Source organism: Thalassobium sp. R2A62 (assembly GCF_000161835.1).
In the GTDB taxonomy this organism is placed as follows: domain Bacteria; phylum Pseudomonadota; class Alphaproteobacteria; order Rhodobacterales; family Rhodobacteraceae; genus Thalassobium.
In genome coordinates this window covers 490,705-508,445 of the sequence record NZ_GG697169.2, presented here as the reverse complement: position 1 = coordinate 508,445, position 17,741 = coordinate 490,705, and the positions used below count along the sequence as shown (strand labels likewise).

The following is a 17,741-nucleotide window of genomic DNA, read 5'->3' as shown; positions in this document are numbered from 1 at the left end:
AGGAAAGGTATCTAAGTCATGGCTACTAAACCATTTTTCCGTCGTCGTAAGTCTGATCCATTTGAGGGCGAGAACGCTCCAAAGATCGATTACAAAGACACTCGCCTGCTTCAGCGTTATATCTCTGAGCGTGGCAAGATCGTTCCATCCCGTATCACCGCAGTCGGTGCCAAGAACCAGCGTGCGTTGGCTCGCGCCATCAAACGTGCTCGGTTCCTCGCGCTTCTGCCCTACGCTGTTAAGTAAGGAGACACCGCAATGGATATCATCCTTCTAGAACGTGTGGCCAAACTGGGCCAAATGGGCGACGTCGTGTCGGTCAAACAAGGTTTCGCACGTAACTTCCTTTTGCCAACTGGCAAAGCGATGCGTGCATCCGAGGCGAACATCAAAGCCTTTGAAGCTCAAAAAGCGCAACTCGAAGCAACCAACCTCGAGACCAAGAAAGAAGCGGACGCTCTGGCGGACAAGCTGAATGGTCAACAGTTCGTTGTGATTCGCTCTGCATCGGATTCGGGCTCGCTCTACGGTTCGGTTTCGACCCGTGACGCAGCAGAAGCTGCGATCGAGGGTGGCTTTACAGTCGACCGCAAGCAGGTTGCACTTACAGCGCCGATCAAAGACCTCGGTCTGCATACGGTTGCTGTTAAGCTGCACCCAGAAGTTACTGCTGAAATCGTTCTGAACGTTGCACGTTCCGAAGAAGAAGCTGAACTTCAGGCTGCTGGTAAATCGATCCAGGAGCTGGCTGCTGAAGAAGAAGCAGAAGCTGAGTTCGAGATCCAAGAGCTGTTCGACGATATCGGCGCTGCCGGTATGGACGACTTTGGCGACGACGAAGCGGCTCCTGCTGCTGACGACGCAGCCGAAGAGGCCAGCAACGAAGACTAAGGTCTCTCGCATATCTCATAGAAAAGGCCGCTCTGATCCAGAGCGGCCTTTTTTTATTGGATTAGATCTGGCGGCTTAGCGTTTGAACGTTTCCATCGACAGGATCGCGTCGCAAACAGCGCCGTTCTCGGTGCCGACCCAAACGTCCAACCAACCATCGCTGGGACGTGTCAGGACAATCTTGGCGTCCAGATTGCCGTTGTCATCATCGTCGTAGTACCAATTCGCAGATGAGGTATTCACCAACAATATTGAATCGCACTCGCTCACGACACTGACGACCAACTGGTACGCACCCATGCCCGACAACGAGAACGTAAAGTCTGGTGCCGTCGTCACATAACCCCTGCCCCGATCCGTACCCGGTGTCACGTTGCGACAGTTTTGAATGTTGTTGTTGCCACCCGCACGAACCGGAAATTGCCGCTCTTGAAACAGCTGTTTACCCGTGCCCTCATAGGTGTCGCCGGATTGATTGAAGTCCGGACACGCAGCGGCCGCACCGGCCAAGCTCAAAAATGTCAAACAAGTTGCAATAACGCGTTTCATGATGAATCCCCTTCTCATAGCCCAAAGTATGGCGCAAAAACGCCGCCATAAAAAGCCACGGTTGCAAATACGCTAATTTTCTACACAAAGGCGAAAACACCAACGTCACAGCAACCCAGGGAACGAAAAAGGCCGCCCCAGCGGGACGGCCTCTAAAAACTATAGATCTAAGAGCAGGGTTTAGTCGTCTGCTTCCAGAGCTTCGACAGCCTTTTGCAGATCATCTTTGCTGACCTCTTTCTCAATCAGGTCCGCCTGATCAAAGATCATGTCGACAACTTTGTCTTCAAAGATCGGTGCGCGCATTTGCTGCTGCATCTGCTGGTTTTGCTGAACAAACTCAAAGAACTGACGCTCTTGGCCAGGATACTGACGCGCCTGGTTCATGATCGCTTGGGTCATCTCGGCGTCGGTAACTTCAACCTCGGCCTTTTGACCGATCTCAGCCAACAACAGGCCCAACTTCACGCGGCGCTCGGCCAGTTCGTTGTGCTCGTCTGTTGGTGTGATCTCTGGGTGATCGTGACCTTCAACCTCTGGGTTATCTTCGTGCCACAGCTGATGTGCGATCTGGCCAGCTTCGGCTTCAACCAATGATGGTGGCAGCTCAAAGGATACTTCTTTGTCCAACGCATCCAGCAGACCACGCTTGGCAACCGCACGTGCAGCACCTTTGTACTCGGCTTCAAGACGCTCGGCGATCTGACCCTTCAAAGCGTCCAGATCTTCGGCACCAAACTGCTTGGCCAGCTCATCATTCAGCTCTGCCTTGGCAGGGGCTTTGACGGCTTTGATCTTGCACTCAAACACAGCCGCTTTGCCAGCGAGGTGCTCGGCCTGATATTCAGCTGGGAACGAAACTTCTACGTCTTTCTCGTCGCCTTCTTTGACTCCAACGAGGTCATCTTCGAAACCAGGGATGAAAGAGTTGGACCCCAAAACCAGTGGGTAATCTTCTGCAGCGCCGCCTTCAAAGGCTTCGCCATCTACTTTGCCCAAGAAGTCAATTACAACTTGGTCGCCATCTTTGGCTTTCGAGCCCTTCTTGCGGTCTTCAAAGTTCTGCGCGCTCTCTGCGAGGTTCTCAAGAGCCTCAGCAACCGATGCGTCGTCTGCTTTCACGGACATCCGCTCGAGCTTCATTTTCGTAAAATCTACTTCTGGGATCGGAGGAAGCATTTCGTACGACATGTCTACATTGACGTCGTCGCCCTCTTTCCAGTCTTCGTTTGTCATTTTGACGTCGGGCTGCATCGCAGGCTTGTCGCCGCTGTCTTCAAAATGCTTCGCCATGGCTTCGTCGATGGCTTTCTGCATCGCTTCGCCCAGCATACGCTGGCCGTACTGCTTCTTGAGCAGCGCCATAGGGACCTTGCCCTTACGGAAACCCTTCATTTCGATCTCTGGCTGCGCTTCGGCCAGCTCAGCGTTCACCTTCTCTTCCAGCTCGGCAGCTGTAACTACAATGGAATAGCCGCGCTTGAGGCCTTCGTTCAGGGTCTCTGTGACCTGCATGGAATCCGTCCTTTTTCTCTTCGTTTTTGGTGCGGGTGAAGGGACTTGGTCAAGACTTTATTTGCTAGCAAATCTGCTACGCATCTTACCGCAAAAGAACCCCAATACGTAACTGCTACGCAGTCACTACACGCATGTATCGCCGCCAGATATTCGTGCGTTTAACTGGTGTCAACCCAATGGAGTTCCACCCGTCTATCTAAGGGTAAAATAGTGTACCAATGGTGCGCCAATACTGTACCTCTAGTACTCCCAGAGACGTTCTATTGGCCCTCTATGATGTGCTGCTGTGCATCTACGGATGAGTTTTCAGCCCGATGTAGAGCTATCAGCATTTGTCGATTGTGAATTACTTAGGTGCATGCTGATTTCGCAAAGTACACCGAGAGGCACACAGGCCATTGCGATGTAGATACTCAGATCGATCATCCGTCCGACCCCCATGCCTCGAGTTATCATCGGTATGGATTCCGGTAGAAATAGTGCGAGAAGAATATTAAACACCGAAAGCGCAAACCCTATTGCGGCTATCCAAGTACCGACCTTTGTAAAAAACATTCTATTGTTCCTTTCTACGCCTTGAGGATGCTAACAGGGCAGCTGCTAGATGCTTAAGTAAGGACCGATGCACCCGATGTACATGCTGTGCATTTGCGAAAGTATTTTCTTTGTTTTGGATTCATAGGTGGCAACCCCTGCCCCCGAAAATCTTTCGTGAGAATCCATAGGGTCCCATTTGTTATAGCTGGTGTAATCCTAGCGACCCCTAGCCATAGACTGTGGTTAGACCAAGGATAATTCACGGCTCATACTCTGGTATCATTGTCAATAGTAACACCACACATTCTGAGCGACCCCTTGTGATCTGGTTGGTATCCTTCTTTGGGACTCTAACTTTAGATGCCAGTGAATACAGGGGGTTAGCCACTGATACACCACAAAGATAATAATATCAATGACTTAGGGATCGTATGTTATCTATTGACAGCCCTTTAGCCCAAAACGAATCGAATGTTTCAATATATCACGTACTTGTGACTTATGTTACAAGCAGGGCCTAGTGTTACACATATACTACAATTATTATACTAAATAAATTATTTTGTGCTTGACTCAAATAAATACTTGACACGAGATGATTCGAAGCGCCGGCCCATATAGCCCTTTTGCTACACGCTAGAATTATCCTAAGCAATTACGAGAACTTACTGGAATCATTATACATATTTATAAGTCACCGTACGTTGTTCATGAGATGTAAGCCACAACCTAAGACTATAATCATCATCCAAAAGACCTCTTCGGTATACTCATGGTGAGCTTCCACAAGAGTGACCAGCTGGATAACGTTGAGGTCTCCCCCCTCGACGGTGTACACCTTGTTCGAGGCATCCCACCTCTGGTTCAGGTGTACACCAATTCAATAAATCTCAACAACTTAGACTAGCGATCTTGCGGGTAATTGACGTGAACTTAAGGTTATAGCCACACACCAAATACCTCTCCGGTATACACGTGGTGAGCTTCCACAAGAGCGACCAGCTGGATACAAAGAGAGTGCCTACTGTAGGATGGTGGACACCTAACGTCTGATAACCTGCAAGTCTGTCTACGCGGGTGTCCACCAACATCACTCACACAAAGTACAACCACTAAGCGTAGCGATGCTCGAGTATAAACCGCAGCAATCTCAGGATGTGCTTGGGGTATCTTATGTCTGGGAATGTATATGACCCCTACTGGTAATAGTCGTTAAGAGGATGAGACCATCCAAGACCTTATGTATATGCCACAACAAATGAGCTTAAGGTTCTTGAGCGTAGCGACCCTATAGATACCACCAACCAGATTATAATTATTGTGGTTAAATACTAACTGTTCTTGAGGCTGTAAGCCGATCCTAAGCTATACCATATGTATGGGTGTACACCCTTCTTAGGCTCTCTATCCTTTATGATTATCAATACTGGTGGTTGGTTCCTTATGTAGTGGTGTACACCACCCTACAGGTCCTTCCCCTTAATATTATTATCCAGTTGGGGTCGATACGCTCCCTTCTCTGTCTGTCGTCATATAAAATGGGACATGAGAGCGGTTTGAGCAATGGAGGCTCTGGCTCTTATGTGTGATTGATTATGCGGCTTGTTTTTGATGTTGCAAGCGGCGGTGTTTGATTGTCTGTTTCTTGATCTTTTCCCTTTCTCTGAGAATGGCTTTGCCGCGCCCGAAGTAGACGTCGGCAGGTGTCACGTTGCTCAGGCTCTCGTGGTAACGCTGGTTGTTGTAATAATCGACGAATGCCCCGATCTGGCGTTCGAGATCGCCAGGAAGATAGTAGTTTTCCAGCAGCACGCGGTTCTTCATCGTCTGATGCCAGCGTTCGATTTTACCTTGGGTCTGTGGATGGAACGGAGCACCACGCACGTGTGCCATATTTTGCCCTTCCAGCCATTCGGCCAGGTCGCCAGATATGTAACACGACCCGTTATCACTGAGCAGGCGCGGTTTGTGTCGAACAATTGCTTGGTCACAGCCTGATGCTGTCAGAGCGAGCTCAATCGTCTCGGTCACATCACTGGCCCGCATGGTTGTACAAAGCTTCCATGAGATGATGTAGCGGCTATAATCATCCAAGATCGTGCTCAGATAGTACCAACCCCATCCGATTATCTTGAAGTAGGTAAAATCAGTCTGCCACATCTGGTTGATGGCGGTGGTTTTATCCGTGAACTCGTCGGCTGCTTTGATCACCACGTAATCTGGTGCTGTGATGAGATCAGCTTCCTTCAGAATGCGATAAGCTGATGATTCAGATACAAAGTACCGCTTTTCGTCAGTGTATTTGACGGCCAGCTCGCGCGTGCTCAGCGCCTCATGCTCCAGTGCAAACGCAATCAGATCGTCACGACGATCGTCAGGGATGCGGTTCCAGACGGATTTAGGGCATGGAGATTTGTCAGCCAGCCCGTCAAACCCGCCTTCGAGATATAAATCACACCAGCGGTAGAATGTGGTGCGTGGAATGCCAAGCATGTCGAGGGCCTGCTTGGTTGGCAGATGTGATCCTTCAACGGTACGGATGATCTCAAACTTCTCTGATGCGTGATACCTCATTCCAGATCCTCCCCAACCCCTGTCATGCTTTTTTTGAGCAGGCGGTTCTCAAGCGTTAGATCGGCCACGCATTCCTTCAAGGCCATGGCTTCTGAACGCAGTTCTTTCACTTCAGGGGATGTGGCCTGACGGGCTGTGTCGCCAGACAAGCGGCGTTTGCCTGCTTCAAGGAACTCTTTCGACCAGCTGTAATACAGGCTCTCCGCGATGCCTTCACGACGGCAAAGAGCAGAGATGCTCTCTTCTCCGCGCATTCCCGCCAAAACAATGCGGATCTTCTCTTCAGCCGAATAAGTTTGCCGTGTCTTGCGGCGGATGTTCTTTACCAATTTATCTGCAGACGCTTTGCTGCTTCCGGATTTATTGTTCATCTTCACTCCATGAAGGTTACGATGAACCAGAAATCCTCCGGTGTTCAATTCCTCAAATCTGTCCCAAAGGCGCTGACGTCAGACAAATGATAAGAAAATTGACCCCGTAGACCTAAGAGTGAAGTTCTCAGGTAAGGTTATAGAGGACTATCTGAACCCTCCGAATAAAGCCAAGCGTAGCTTAACGAGTGCTGTCATCAGTCCGATCTACTACGCAGCTAACACACACAACCAAACCTTTAAGGTCACAGGCCACCAAGAGCGCATTATTACAGTGGTTCTACCTGTGACCTCTGAGGTCTTGGAAGCTGCTGATGGTTTTTCCCTCAAGCACCACATGATCCACGCTTGTAAGGATGTGGTTAGGAATAAGGATTACTGTCATGGGTAAACGATACGCTACGCTAGTCCTACGTGATGATCCTGCTGTTGCACCCTACGTAGAGTTCCTACGGGATGATCTACAGGATGAACAGCTAGTCCAAGAAGCACTCACACAGGCATTCTACGCATCCTACAGGACTTATAATCGTTATGGTGGTCCTAGCGATGACCTAAAGCACATCCCGATACCAGTATCCTGCTCTGAGGTTGTTTCTGAGGCCATAGAAATCTCAAGGAAGTATCCAGAAGAGCCTGATGAGGAGGTGCTACAGCGTATCTTGTTCAACCATTTGCAGGTCGATGCCCCACCGGAAGCCTAAAAGCCCTGAACCAAGCTGAATGAATGAATGTCTGACGCCAGCACCCAATAGGTAACACAGGCTGGCGTCAGACTAAGCAGTGTTTTAATACGATTGGCCTCACCAAGTGTTGGCAAGCGATAGGTCCGCATCCAACGTGTCGAGCGTAGCTAACGTATGGAAGTGGCAGAGTCTGTTTTAGACTAAATTCGTCAGTCCCGGCACCACTATGTCACCTGCTGAGTGGCTGAACTTCTTAAGTAAACCACGTTCCTTAAGCGAAATCGCTCGGCTTAGGATTATCTCATCTTCAATTTCTTTATTAAAATTATCGTTAGAGATAATCGCTGCCTCTTTTAGAGTTGCCCACGCAATAATATCCGCATCCGCAGCTAGCCCACGTTGGCTGACAGTAATCATCTGTTTTTCAATCGAAAGTAGTTCAGACAACATATTCGGCAGACCCTCACTTAATCCTGCAAGTTGAAGATGTTTTGCAAATCTGTGAAACTTACTATCCCAGAATACATGCGGATCGTATCCCGAGGCTTTCAACCGCACCAGAAGGTTGGCGACTGCCTCGAATGCCTTTTGATGATCCTCATCAGTATCACTGTAGACACGGCCCCAAAGATTAGCTCCGTCGATTGCAACAGGACCTGATCCGTACATCTTCAATGTTTGGGCTTCTGCCTTTGCTTTTTGTTTTTTTCTATCTTGTTCAAATATGACAGCTAATCGTGCCTCTTCTGCTTCGGCTTCTTTTGCCTTCTTCTCCGCCTCTGCTTCAGCTTCTTTTGCCTTCCTCGCTGCCACAACTGGATTGTCTTCGTCTTCAAATCTCCAGCGGTAGGATTTTTTATGCCACAGAGGAAATTTTTTCTTCGCAATTCCTTCAGCTAGGCCAATCCAAATAAAGTAAGCAAAAGGTAATACAAGTGCAGCAATGTATGAAATCTGCTGGAGTCCCAACCCCGCAATAAAAAGGAAATTCATTACTGTAACAAACGACCACAGCCCCCACGATCCCTGACTTCGTACTAAATTCATAACAACAGGAGCTATTAAAGCCGTAACGAAAATAACAATCGAAAAAACAAGCATACTCTATCCTTCGATCCTTACAGCAGTTCCAGACGCTACCAGCATCACCATTGAACCAGCTTTTGAGAGTTCAACATAATCGAGGTCAACACCAACGACTGCATTAGCACCGACCTCATAGGCTTCTTTCTTGAGTTCATAGAGCGCAGTCTTACGGCTATCCCTCATGGTCTGCTGTACAGCCTCAGAACGACCGCCAACGATGTCCCTTACGCCAGCGAATAGGTCCTTGAAGATGTTCATGCCAAAGGCGCACTCAGCAGTAACGATCTCAATGCGCTCAGTGATGTTCAGGTTAGGTGCTGTTTCTGTTGTGAGGAGTATGGCGTCTACTTTTAGATCATACTGTCGTGCTGCTTGGCCAACCGCCTCAATTGTTTCATCATCTAATCCTGCTGCAACTTTACGGCCATGATTAGCACAAGATCGACAAAGACCATTATAACTATTGGCGTTCATCCTGTCAGCGAAGCCCATTTCCATTGCACACCCAACACATTCGACCATAAGTCTCTGACCTTTCTTAAACATCCCAATCGGGCGTCTTACGCTTAACTCAACCTTCGAGCAGGTCGCCCCAAACGAGCATACTGGTGTTAACTAGCGTTATATCCGTTAGTATATAGAATCAATACTAAAGGCTATCATTGTGAGACTTCCTGTGTTAACTGTGATTCAACAACAAACGAAGACTCGGATGATTACGGACGCAACCTCTTCCACTGCACCCCCCCTTCTCCCTCGTGTTACGGAAGATGCCTCCCCCAAGGCAGAGCTTCGTTTGTTGCCCTCCCCCTGATCTACATGTGTCGCTCATTTGAAGTGAGCTAAAGCAAGCCCAAACAAAGGTTCATATTATGAAGAAGATCATCTCTGCTGTGGCTGTCGTTCTAGCTCTCTCTAGCACTGCTCATGCTCAAGATTTCGACAAGGGTGTAGCCGCTTTTGGCACTGGTGATTATGCGACTGCTCTTCAGGAATTGAGACCTTTCGCTGAACAGGAGAACCCTTTTGCTGAACAGAAGAATGCTGCCGCTCAAGCCCTTCTGGGTGTCATGTACGAATTCGGTCAGGGTGTTCCTCAAGACTACACGGAAGCTGTGAGTTGGTATCGTAAGGCTGCTGAACAGGGGGTTGATTTTGCTCAAAAAAATTTAGGGAACATGTACGCTAACGGTTGGGGTGTTCCTCAAGACGACGCAGAAGCAGTGAGTTGGTATCGTAAGGCTGCTGAACAGGGGTTTGCTGACGCTCAACACAATTTAGGGTTCATGTACGAAAACGGTCGGGGTGTTATTCAGGACTACACGGAAGCTGTGAGTTGGTATCGTAGGGCTGCTGAACAGGGGTTTGCTGACGCTCAAACCAATTTAGGGTTCATGTACGAAAACGGTCAGGGTGTCCTTCAAGACTACACAGAAGCTGTGAATTGGTATCGTAAAGCTGCTGAACAGGGGCTTGCTCGTGCTCAATTCAATTTAGGGAACATGTACAAGAACGGTCGGGGTGTTCCTCAAGACTATGCCGAAGCAGTGAGTTGGTATCGTAAGGCTGCTGAACAGGGGGAAGCTAAAGCTCAAACCAATTTAGGTCTCATGTACAAAAACGGTCAGGGTGTTCTTCAAGACTACGCAGAAGCAGTGAGTTGGTATCGTAAAGCTGCTGAACAGGGGAATGCTGTCGCTCAAGCCAATTTAGGGAACATGTACGCCTTGGGTCGGGGTGTTATTCAAGATAATATTCTAGCGCACATGTGGTTCAACATCGGTGGTGCAAACGGTAATGAAATTGGTTCAGAAAACCGCGACATCATAGCCGAAGAAATGACCCCGCAAGACATCTCAACAGCCCAAGCCATGGCAAGAGACTGCATGAGCAGCAATTACCAGAACTGTGGCCAGTAAGAATTAAATAGCTATCCTGCGTAGGTAATCAGCTAGTTTAGGCAGACTATAGCCTTTACCGTAGTTGGTGCCTACGCCCCCTACACTAGACCATCCACCAGCCTGATCTATGGCTTCTAAAGGCACGTCACAGTCTCTCAGGCGGTCTCTGAAGCTATGTCTCAGGCAGTGCGCAGTTTTACCGTTGTAGTACTTTCTGAGGTGCTGGCAGAGCGTAGCTGAGGCCCCTGTGTTGTTCAGGTTTCCACAGGAAGCGTAGCGCGGGAACAGGTAAGGACTGTCGCTATTAGCCTCTAGTAACTTCTGTAGGGCTTTTGTGGCACTATCAGACACGACAGGTAGCGACCTCTTGCTATTATCCGTCTTGAGACCTCTACAATCATTCTCTCTGATATTAATAACCAGTAAGTCCTCAGTGTGGATTACATCCTGTTTCATGAGGCCAAGAACTTCAGATAAGCGACAACCAGTTTCACCAAGAATAGGTAGTATCAGGCGTAGCCGACCATAAGCGAGAGACGCGCTGTACAGACCCTTGAGTTCAGCCACAGAGAACGGTTCCCTTGGTGTCGCATCCTTACCTTCACCCTTGATAATGATCCTTGAGAACGGGTTCCTCTTGTCTATGTCGTACTCCCAGAAGGCAAAGTTCAGGATAGACGTAAGACACTGAAGCCTTCTTCTACGGGTACTGGTTTTCTGCTCACTATAGGACGCTAGGAACGCTTTGGCATGGCTTCTGGTGTACTGATCCACAGGTAAATCACCAACTACCTCTATGAGTCGCTTAACAGCTTGCTCTGAGGGGTTCGGGTTGATCTCTTTTAGGTCCAGAAACTCATCGAAAACTTCGCTTAAAACTAGCATTTGCTAACCCCTTGATTCGTTTGTTTAATCAAGAGTTAGTTTGGTGCGGGTGAAGGGACTTGAACCCCCACGCCTTGCGGCGCCAGAACCTAAATCTGGTGCGTCTACCAATTCCGCCACACCCGCATGTCTAAGTGGGGCCGCGAACACGACCCCAATGTTGCGCGTTCTCTAGCAAAGCCAGAGACCGGATGCGAGAGGAAAAACACACATTCATCATTCCTTGCGATCATTCGCGAAAAAAGGTGACGACAATGGCGAATTGTTACCGTAGCTTCCCCTTAATAAGAGGCAGTAACATATAGCGAAAATGCCATGAATCCGAAAACGGACGGGCGCAGCCGCACAATCATTTCGGCTCCTTTTGGCGAGAACTGGGTGAATAGCGGCCTGCTACGAGGTACCACAGTCATGACATTAGATGGGGAACTCCCTGTCGAACACCTAACCCGCGGGGACCGAATTATCACACGCGACACAGGAATGGCCTTTTTGCGCGGCGTTGATGTTGCGATACGGCGCGCGCGGTGCGTTCGCATCACAGCAAGAACTTTGGGAACAAACCGCCCCGACGGTGATCTGATCCTACCAGCACAGACAGCAATCAACATTCGCGACTGGCGTGCCAAGGCGCTCTATGGCGCCGATGCGGCATTGATCCCAGCCTACCGGCTGATCGATGGCGAATTCATTACCGATATGGGCAACACTGATGTCCGGGTGCATGAACTGCGGTTCGATACCAGCCACATTCTATATGCTGGTGGCATGGAAATCGTGGCTCCCCAATACCAGACCACTCAGATCGCTCGGCACGCTTAACCCTTAGGCGACCTTTCCGGCCACACCCCCTAGCCAAAGGCCGCGTCAACCTGTATGGCGCGGCTAACTTTCCGACTTTTGGCAGATAGGCCCCGAAATGGATCTGAGAAATATCGCGATCATCGCGCACGTTGACCATGGCAAAACCACTCTTGTGGACGAGCTTTTGAAGCAATCCGGTTCATTCCGCGAGAACCAAGCTGTGGCTGAACGGGCCATGGACAGCAACGACCTCGAGCGTGAGCGCGGCATCACTATTCTGGCCAAGGCGACTTCGGTCGAATGGAAAGGCATCCGCATCAATATCGTGGACACGCCCGGTCACGCCGACTTTGGTGGCGAAGTAGAGCGTATCCTGTCGATGGTTGACGGTGTTGTTCTGCTTGTCGACGCTGCAGAAGGCCCGATGCCACAGACCAAGTTTGTGACCTCCAAGGCGCTGGCCCTCGGCCTGCGTCCTATCGTGGTTCTGAACAAAGTAGACAAAGGCGACGCCGAGCCGGACCGCGCATTGGACGAATGTTTCGACCTTTTCGCTAACCTCGGCGCTGACGACAACCAACTCGACTTCCCAGCGATGTACGCCTCTGGCCGTTCCGGTTGGGCCGATATGGAGCTCGACGGCCCTCGCAAAGACCTGACCGCCCTGCTCGATCTGATTGTCGCTCACGTTGAGACACCAAAACAGGTTGCTGCGCGCGAAGAACCCTTCTGCATGCTGGCTACGACACTGGGCTCCGACCCTTTCATCGGTCGTTTGCTCACTGGTCGTGTTGAAGCTGGTACACTTAAGGTCGGTGAAACCGTCAAATCGCTGGATCGCGACAACAACCGCATCGAGCAGTTCCGCGTCACCAAGATTCTGACAGCCAATGGTCTCGAGCAGACGCCAATCGACGTTGCTGAGTCCGGCGACATCGTTTCGCTCGCCGGTATGACCAAAACAACAGTGGCCGATACGATCTGTCACGTCGAAATCGACGAAGCAATCCCTGCCCAACCGATTGACCCGCCCACCATCACCGTCACCTTTGGTATCAACGACAGCCCGCTGGCTGGTCGCGACGGTAAAAAGGTACAGTCCCGCGTCATTCGCGAGCGCCTGATGAAGGAAGCGGAATCCAACGTCGCAATCAAAGTGACCGACACTCCAGGCGGCGACGCTTTTGAAGTTGCCGGTCGTGGCGAATTGCAGATGGGTGTTTTGATCGAAAACATGCGCCGCGAAGGGTTCGAGCTTTCGATCTCGCGTCCGCAGGTTTTGTTCCAAGAGATCGACGGCGCGCGTCACGAGCCAGTCGAAGAAGTTACCATCGACGTGGATGACGAATATTCCGGCGCAGTGATCGAAAAGATCACAGGTGCCCGTCGCGGTGAATTGGTAGAAATGAAACAGGCCGGTGCAGGCAAAACTCGCATCATCGCCCATGTTCCATCGCGTGGCCTGATCGGTTACCACGGCGAATTCCTGACTGACACACGCGGCACCGGTGTTTTGAACCGCGTGTTCCACGACTGGGCGCCACACAAAGGTCCAATCCCAGGCCGTCGCGCTGGCGTTCTGATCTCGATGGAAAATGGCCAGTCCGTTGCTTATGCGATCTTCAACCTCGAAGACCGCGGCAAGTTCTTTATCGGCAGCCAAGAGAACGTCTACCAAGGCATGATCATTGGCGAGCATTCGCGCGAGAACGATCTCGAAGTGAACCCGCTCAAAGGTAAGAAGCTGACCAACGTGCGCGCATCCGGCACCGACGAAGCCGTACGTTTGACAACGCCGGTCCGCATGTCGCTCGAAGAGGCGATCGCCTATATCGACGACGACGAACTGGTCGAAGTCACACCAAACGCGATCCGCCTGCGTAAGCGTCACCTTGACCCGCACGAGCGTAAACGCGCGGCACGCTCTGCGTAAAACATTACAGTTAACCGAAAAAAGGCCCCGCTAGATTTCTCTAACGGGGCCTTTTTAATGCTTTGTTTTACAGAACGGCTTTGGCTGCCGCGATCGCTGCGTCTGCGTTATCCGCTGACGCGCCGCCACCTTGGGCCATGTCCGGACGACCACCGCCGCCTTTGCCCCCCAGCTCTGCAACAGCGGCGCGAACCAGATCGACCGCCGACACAGCTTCGGCCTTATCCGCGGTGACACCCGCAGCGACAGCGGCCTTGCCGCCAGCATCCGCGATCAACAGCACCGCACCCGAACCGATTTGTGCTTTGTAATCATCGACCAGTGCCGGCAAATCTTTGCCCGTCACACCTGACACAACCTGCGCCAAAAACTTGGTGCCGTTCACATCTTCGGCTGCCGGCGCATCTGTCTGACCACCGCCCGACACCGCCAACTCACGACGCAATTGCGCCACCTCGTTGGCCAATGCCTTGCGCTCATCCATCAATGCTTTAACCCGCGCAGGTGCATCTGCTGCTGGTGTTTTGAGTACGGACGCAACCTCGGCCAAACGGCCGTCTTGTGTGCGCAGATAATCCATCGCGGCTTGCCCACTCAACGCTTCGATCCGGCGTACGCCCGACGATGACGCGCTATCACCAAGCATGACAAATGCACCGATGTCGCCCGTGCGACCCACATGCGTGCCGCCACACAGTTCCAACGAATAGGTATTGCCAAGCGACCCTCTGCCAGAATTCGGCTGCGCACCCATAGAAACCACACGAACTTCGTCGCCGTATTTCTCACCAAACAGCGCCTGAGCACCTAGTTCTCGTGCATCATCCGGTGTCATGATCCGTGTCTCAACGCCTGTGTTCTGGCGAATATACGCGTTGACCTCAGCCTCGACCGATTGCAACTGCTCAAGGCTCAGCGCCTTGCCGTGACTAAAGTCAAAACGCAAACGATCCGGCGCATTCAACGATCCACGCTGGGCCACATGATCGCCCAGCGATTGGCGCAGTGCCTCGTGCAAGAGGTGCGTCGCCGAGTGGTTGGCACGAATTTGGCTCCGGCGTGTCGGATCAACATTCAACTCAACAGCAGTGCCAACTTCGAATGTACCCTTTGTGATTTCAGCGATGTGAATAAACACCCCTGCTGTCTTTCGCGTATCCGTCACGCGCGCGCTCAGACCGTCGGCATGCACGACACCGGTGTCACCAACTTGGCCGCCAGATTCGCCATAGAACGGCGTCTGATTAACGACAATCTGGACAGTGTCCCCAACAGTCGCTGATTTGATCTCAGCGCCGTGTTTAACGATTGCCGTGATCTGCGCCTCTGCAGTTTCGGTGTCGTACCCTAGAAAATCGGTCGCCCCATCACGGTCAGCAATGTCCAACCAGATCGTCGCATCAACCGTTTCACCGGACCCAGACCATGCCGCGCGCGCCTTTGCTTTTTGCTCGGCCATCGCTTCGTCAAAGCCATCGCTGTCTACACCGCGACCCTTTTCGCGCAGCGCATCCTGCGTCAAATCAAGCGGGAAACCATAAGTGTCATAGAGTTTGAATGCCGCCTGCCCTGGCAAATCAGTGCCCTCCGCTAGGCCGTCCAACTCGTCATCCAACAGACGCAAACCGCGTTCCAGCGTTTGCTTAAAGCGCGTTTCCTCCAACCGAAGTGTTTCTTCGATCAAAGCCTGCGCTTGGCCCAATTCGGGATACGCCGCACCCATTTGCCCAACCAACGACGGGACCAAACGGTGCATCAGCGGATCCTGCGCCCCCAAGAGATGCACGTGACGCATCGCACGGCGCATAATCCGGCGCAAAACATAGCCACGACCATCGTTAGACGGCATCACACCATCCGCGATCAGAAACGATGTCGACCGCAGGTGATCAGCAATCACACGGTGATGGGTTTTGCCGGGACCATCCGGATCGGTCGAGGTCGCGTTGGCAGATGCCTCGATCAACGCGCGGATCAGGTCCGTTGCATAGTTGTCATTTGTGCCTTGCAGCAACGCGGCAACCCGCTCGATCCCCATTCCTGTGTCGATCGACTGATTGGGCAGCGGGCTACGAGAACCGTCTTCGAACTGCTCGTATTGCATGAACACGAGGTTCCAAATTTCGACGAAGCGATCACCGTCTTCTTCGGGCGAACCCGGAGGGCCACCCCAAATGTGATCGCCGTGATCGTAAAAGATCTCAGAACTCGGGCCACAGGGGCCGGTCGAGCCCATCATCCAAAAATTGTCGTCGGTCGCGATCCGAATGATCTTGTCATCCGAAAGCCCGGCAACCTTCTTCCAAATCGCTGCCGCCTCGTCATCGTCGTGGTAAACCGTCACAACGAGCTTGTCTTTGTTAATGCCCAGCTCGCGCGTCACCATGTTCCACGCATAGTTAATCGCATCATCCTTGAAATAGTCGCCAAAGCTGAAGTTGCCTAACATCTCAAAGAACGTATGGTGCCGTGCCGTATACCCCACGTTGTCGAGGTCATTGTGTTTGCCGCCCGCGCGTACGCATTTTTGCGCCGAGGTCGCGCGCGAATAATCCCGAGATTCGGCGCCGGTGAACAGGTTCTTGAACTGAACCATTCCCGAATTTGCGAACATCAATGTCGGATCATTTCGCGGCACCAAAGGGGACGACGATACAATCTCGTGCCCTTCGGATTTGTAGTAGTCCAAAAAGCGTGTTCGAATATCATTCAAGCTTGGCATGTGCTGGGTCTCAGTCTGGAAAAAACGGTTCTATTTCAAATAGCCCCGCACCCCATCAGTGTCCACAGTGGACCCCAAAATGAAACAAGGGGCGCGACTGCACCCCTTGTTTCCGATTTTTTGTGTCAGATGATACGCTTCAGCTCTCGAGAATATCGTCCGAGCCATCGTCTTCGACGCGTTCAGCCTCGGGCATCTCGAAATCCAGACCATGCGCCGCTCGGATCTTGTCTTCGATCTCTAGCGCCGTGCGGGTGTTTTCTTTGAGATACGTTTTTGCGTTCTCACGGCCCTGCCCGATCCGCTCGTCACCATAGCTGAACCAAGCGCCGGATTTATCTACGATCCCGGCCTTTACTCCTAGATCAAGCAATTCGCCCATCTTCGAGATGCCCTCGCCATACATGATGTCGAATTCAACCTGCTTGAATGGTGGCGCCACTTTGTTTTTGACGACTTTCACACGAGTTGCGTTGCCGACCACTTCATCGCGATCTTTGAGCGCGCCAATCCGGCGAATATCAAGGCGTACCGATGAATAGAACTTGAGTGCGTTACCACCCGTTGTCGTCTCTGGGCTGCCGAACATGACGCCAATCTTCATCCGAATCTGGTTAATAAAGATCACAGTACAGTTCGTGCGATTGATCGAACCCGTCAATTTGCGCATTGCCTGTGACATCAGACGGGCGTGAACACCCACGCTGCTGTCACCCATGTCGCCCTCTAGCTCGGATTTAGGCGTAAGTGCCGCAACAGAGTCGACAACAATCATGCTAACCGCACCCGAGCGGACAAGAGTATCAACAATCTCAAGAGCTTGCTCGCCTGTATCCGGCTGCGAGATCAACAACTCGTCAAGGTTAACACCCAGTTTACGCGCGTACTGCGGGTCCAAGGCATGCTCGGCATCGACAAAGGCGCATACGCCGCCCTTCTTCTGTTCTTCGGCAACACAATGCAGCGTCAGCGTTGTCTTACCCGAGCTTTCAGGGCCGTAAATTTCAACAACGCGGCCTTTCGGGATGCCGCCAATTCCCAAAGCAATGTCCAAACCCAAAGAGCCGGTCGATGTTGATTCAATCTCTTGGATCGCATTTTCGCCGCCCAACTTCATGATCGAACCCTTGCCGAACTGCCGTTCGATCTGCGCCAATGCGCTATCCAGAGCCTTTTGTTTGTCTGCTGATTTTTTGTCTGTCATTTGAAGAAGGTCCGCCGTTGCCATGTCCTGTTATCCTTATTTCATGTGACCCTTAGGGTCGCAATCGTTTGGTTTGTTCT

Annotated in this window: 14 protein-coding genes and 1 tRNA gene; 6 read left to right on the top strand and 9 right to left on the bottom strand. The window is 51.4% G+C overall.

Translation table 11 applies throughout. The features are described 5' to 3' along the window. Positions 1-18: 18 nt before the first annotated feature. Complete coding sequence (rpsR, locus tag TR2A62_RS02530; RefSeq protein ID WP_009159696.1) at positions 19-246, top strand: 30S ribosomal protein S18; 228 nt, start codon at positions 19-21, stop codon at positions 244-246. A gap of 12 nt (positions 247-258) precedes the next feature. After that, positions 259-891, top strand: coding sequence for a 50S ribosomal protein L9 (gene rplI / locus TR2A62_RS02525; RefSeq protein ID WP_009157619.1), 633 nt, complete (start codon positions 259-261; stop codon positions 889-891). 75 nt (positions 892-966) lie between these two features. Here the strand turns inward: rplI and TR2A62_RS02520 are convergent, their stop codons facing one another. The 3 genes from TR2A62_RS02520 to TR2A62_RS02505 form a co-directional block, all read right to left on the bottom strand. Beyond that, positions 967-1,440, bottom strand: coding sequence for a hypothetical protein (locus TR2A62_RS02520; RefSeq protein WP_009158426.1), 474 nt, complete (start codon positions 1,438-1,440; stop codon positions 967-969). Positions 1,441-1,620: 180 nt separating this feature from the next. Next, on the bottom strand, positions 1,621-2,955 hold the full coding sequence (tig, locus tag TR2A62_RS02515; RefSeq protein WP_009159284.1) for a trigger factor: 1,335 nt from the start codon (positions 2,953-2,955) through the stop codon (positions 1,621-1,623). A 2,133-nt stretch (positions 2,956-5,088) separates the two neighbouring features. Further along, positions 5,089-6,440, bottom strand: a protein-coding gene (locus tag TR2A62_RS02505) for an IS3 family transposase (protein WP_150103444.1) whose coding sequence is annotated in 2 segments (ribosomal slippage) — positions 5,089-6,104 and positions 6,104-6,440 — 1,353 coding nt in all. Because the reading frame shifts where the segments join, the coding sequence is not laid out codon by codon here. A 383-nt stretch (positions 6,441-6,823) separates the two neighbouring features. Between TR2A62_RS02505 and TR2A62_RS02490 the strand changes: the two genes are divergently transcribed. Then, complete coding sequence (locus tag TR2A62_RS02490; protein WP_009158416.1) at positions 6,824-7,144, top strand: hypothetical protein; 321 nt, start codon at positions 6,824-6,826, stop codon at positions 7,142-7,144. 177 nt (positions 7,145-7,321) lie between these two features. On the opposite strand, the gene TR2A62_RS02485 is transcribed toward TR2A62_RS02490, so the two are convergent. Both TR2A62_RS02485 and TR2A62_RS18955 read right to left on the bottom strand, forming a co-directional pair. Then, entirely contained in the window at positions 7,322-8,227 is a 906-nt protein-coding gene (locus TR2A62_RS02485; RefSeq protein ID WP_009159434.1) for a hypothetical protein, read from the bottom strand. A gap of 3 nt (positions 8,228-8,230) precedes the next feature. Beyond that, positions 8,231-8,758, bottom strand: coding sequence for a YbjQ family protein (locus TR2A62_RS18955; RefSeq protein WP_223296061.1), 528 nt, complete (start codon positions 8,756-8,758; stop codon positions 8,231-8,233). 326 nt (positions 8,759-9,084) lie between these two features. Between TR2A62_RS18955 and TR2A62_RS02475 the strand changes: the two genes are divergently transcribed. Continuing rightward, positions 9,085-10,131, top strand: coding sequence for an SEL1-like repeat protein (locus TR2A62_RS02475; RefSeq protein WP_009157784.1), 1,047 nt, complete (start codon positions 9,085-9,087; stop codon positions 10,129-10,131). Between the two features lie 3 nt (positions 10,132-10,134). Here the strand turns inward: TR2A62_RS02475 and TR2A62_RS02470 are convergent, their stop codons facing one another. Continuing rightward, complete coding sequence (locus TR2A62_RS02470; RefSeq protein WP_040820062.1) at positions 10,135-10,998, bottom strand: tyrosine-type recombinase/integrase; 864 nt, start codon at positions 10,996-10,998, stop codon at positions 10,135-10,137. Positions 10,999-11,039: 41 nt separating this feature from the next. Continuing rightward, positions 11,040-11,124 (bottom strand) — tRNA-Leu (locus TR2A62_RS02465). A gap of 189 nt (positions 11,125-11,313) precedes the next feature. Between TR2A62_RS02465 and TR2A62_RS02460 the strand changes: the two genes are divergently transcribed. Together TR2A62_RS02460 and typA are read left to right on the top strand one after the other, a co-directional pair. Then, positions 11,314-11,820 (top strand): Hint domain-containing protein, encoded by a 507-nt coding sequence (locus tag TR2A62_RS02460; protein ID WP_083791020.1) that lies wholly within the window; start codon positions 11,314-11,316, stop codon positions 11,818-11,820. A 97-nt stretch (positions 11,821-11,917) separates the two neighbouring features. Continuing rightward, positions 11,918-13,735 (top strand): translational GTPase TypA, encoded by a 1,818-nt coding sequence (gene typA, locus TR2A62_RS02455; RefSeq protein WP_009159950.1) that lies wholly within the window; start codon positions 11,918-11,920, stop codon positions 13,733-13,735. A 67-nt stretch (positions 13,736-13,802) separates the two neighbouring features. Here typA and alaS read toward each other — a convergent pair whose 3' ends face one another. Then, complete coding sequence (alaS, locus tag TR2A62_RS02450) at positions 13,803-16,457, bottom strand: alanine--tRNA ligase (RefSeq protein WP_009159170.1); 2,655 nt, start codon at positions 16,455-16,457, stop codon at positions 13,803-13,805. 139 nt (positions 16,458-16,596) lie between these two features. Beyond that, complete coding sequence (gene recA, locus TR2A62_RS02445; RefSeq protein WP_009160349.1) at positions 16,597-17,685, bottom strand: recombinase RecA; 1,089 nt, start codon at positions 17,683-17,685, stop codon at positions 16,597-16,599. Between the last annotated feature and the right edge of the window lie 56 nt (positions 17,686-17,741).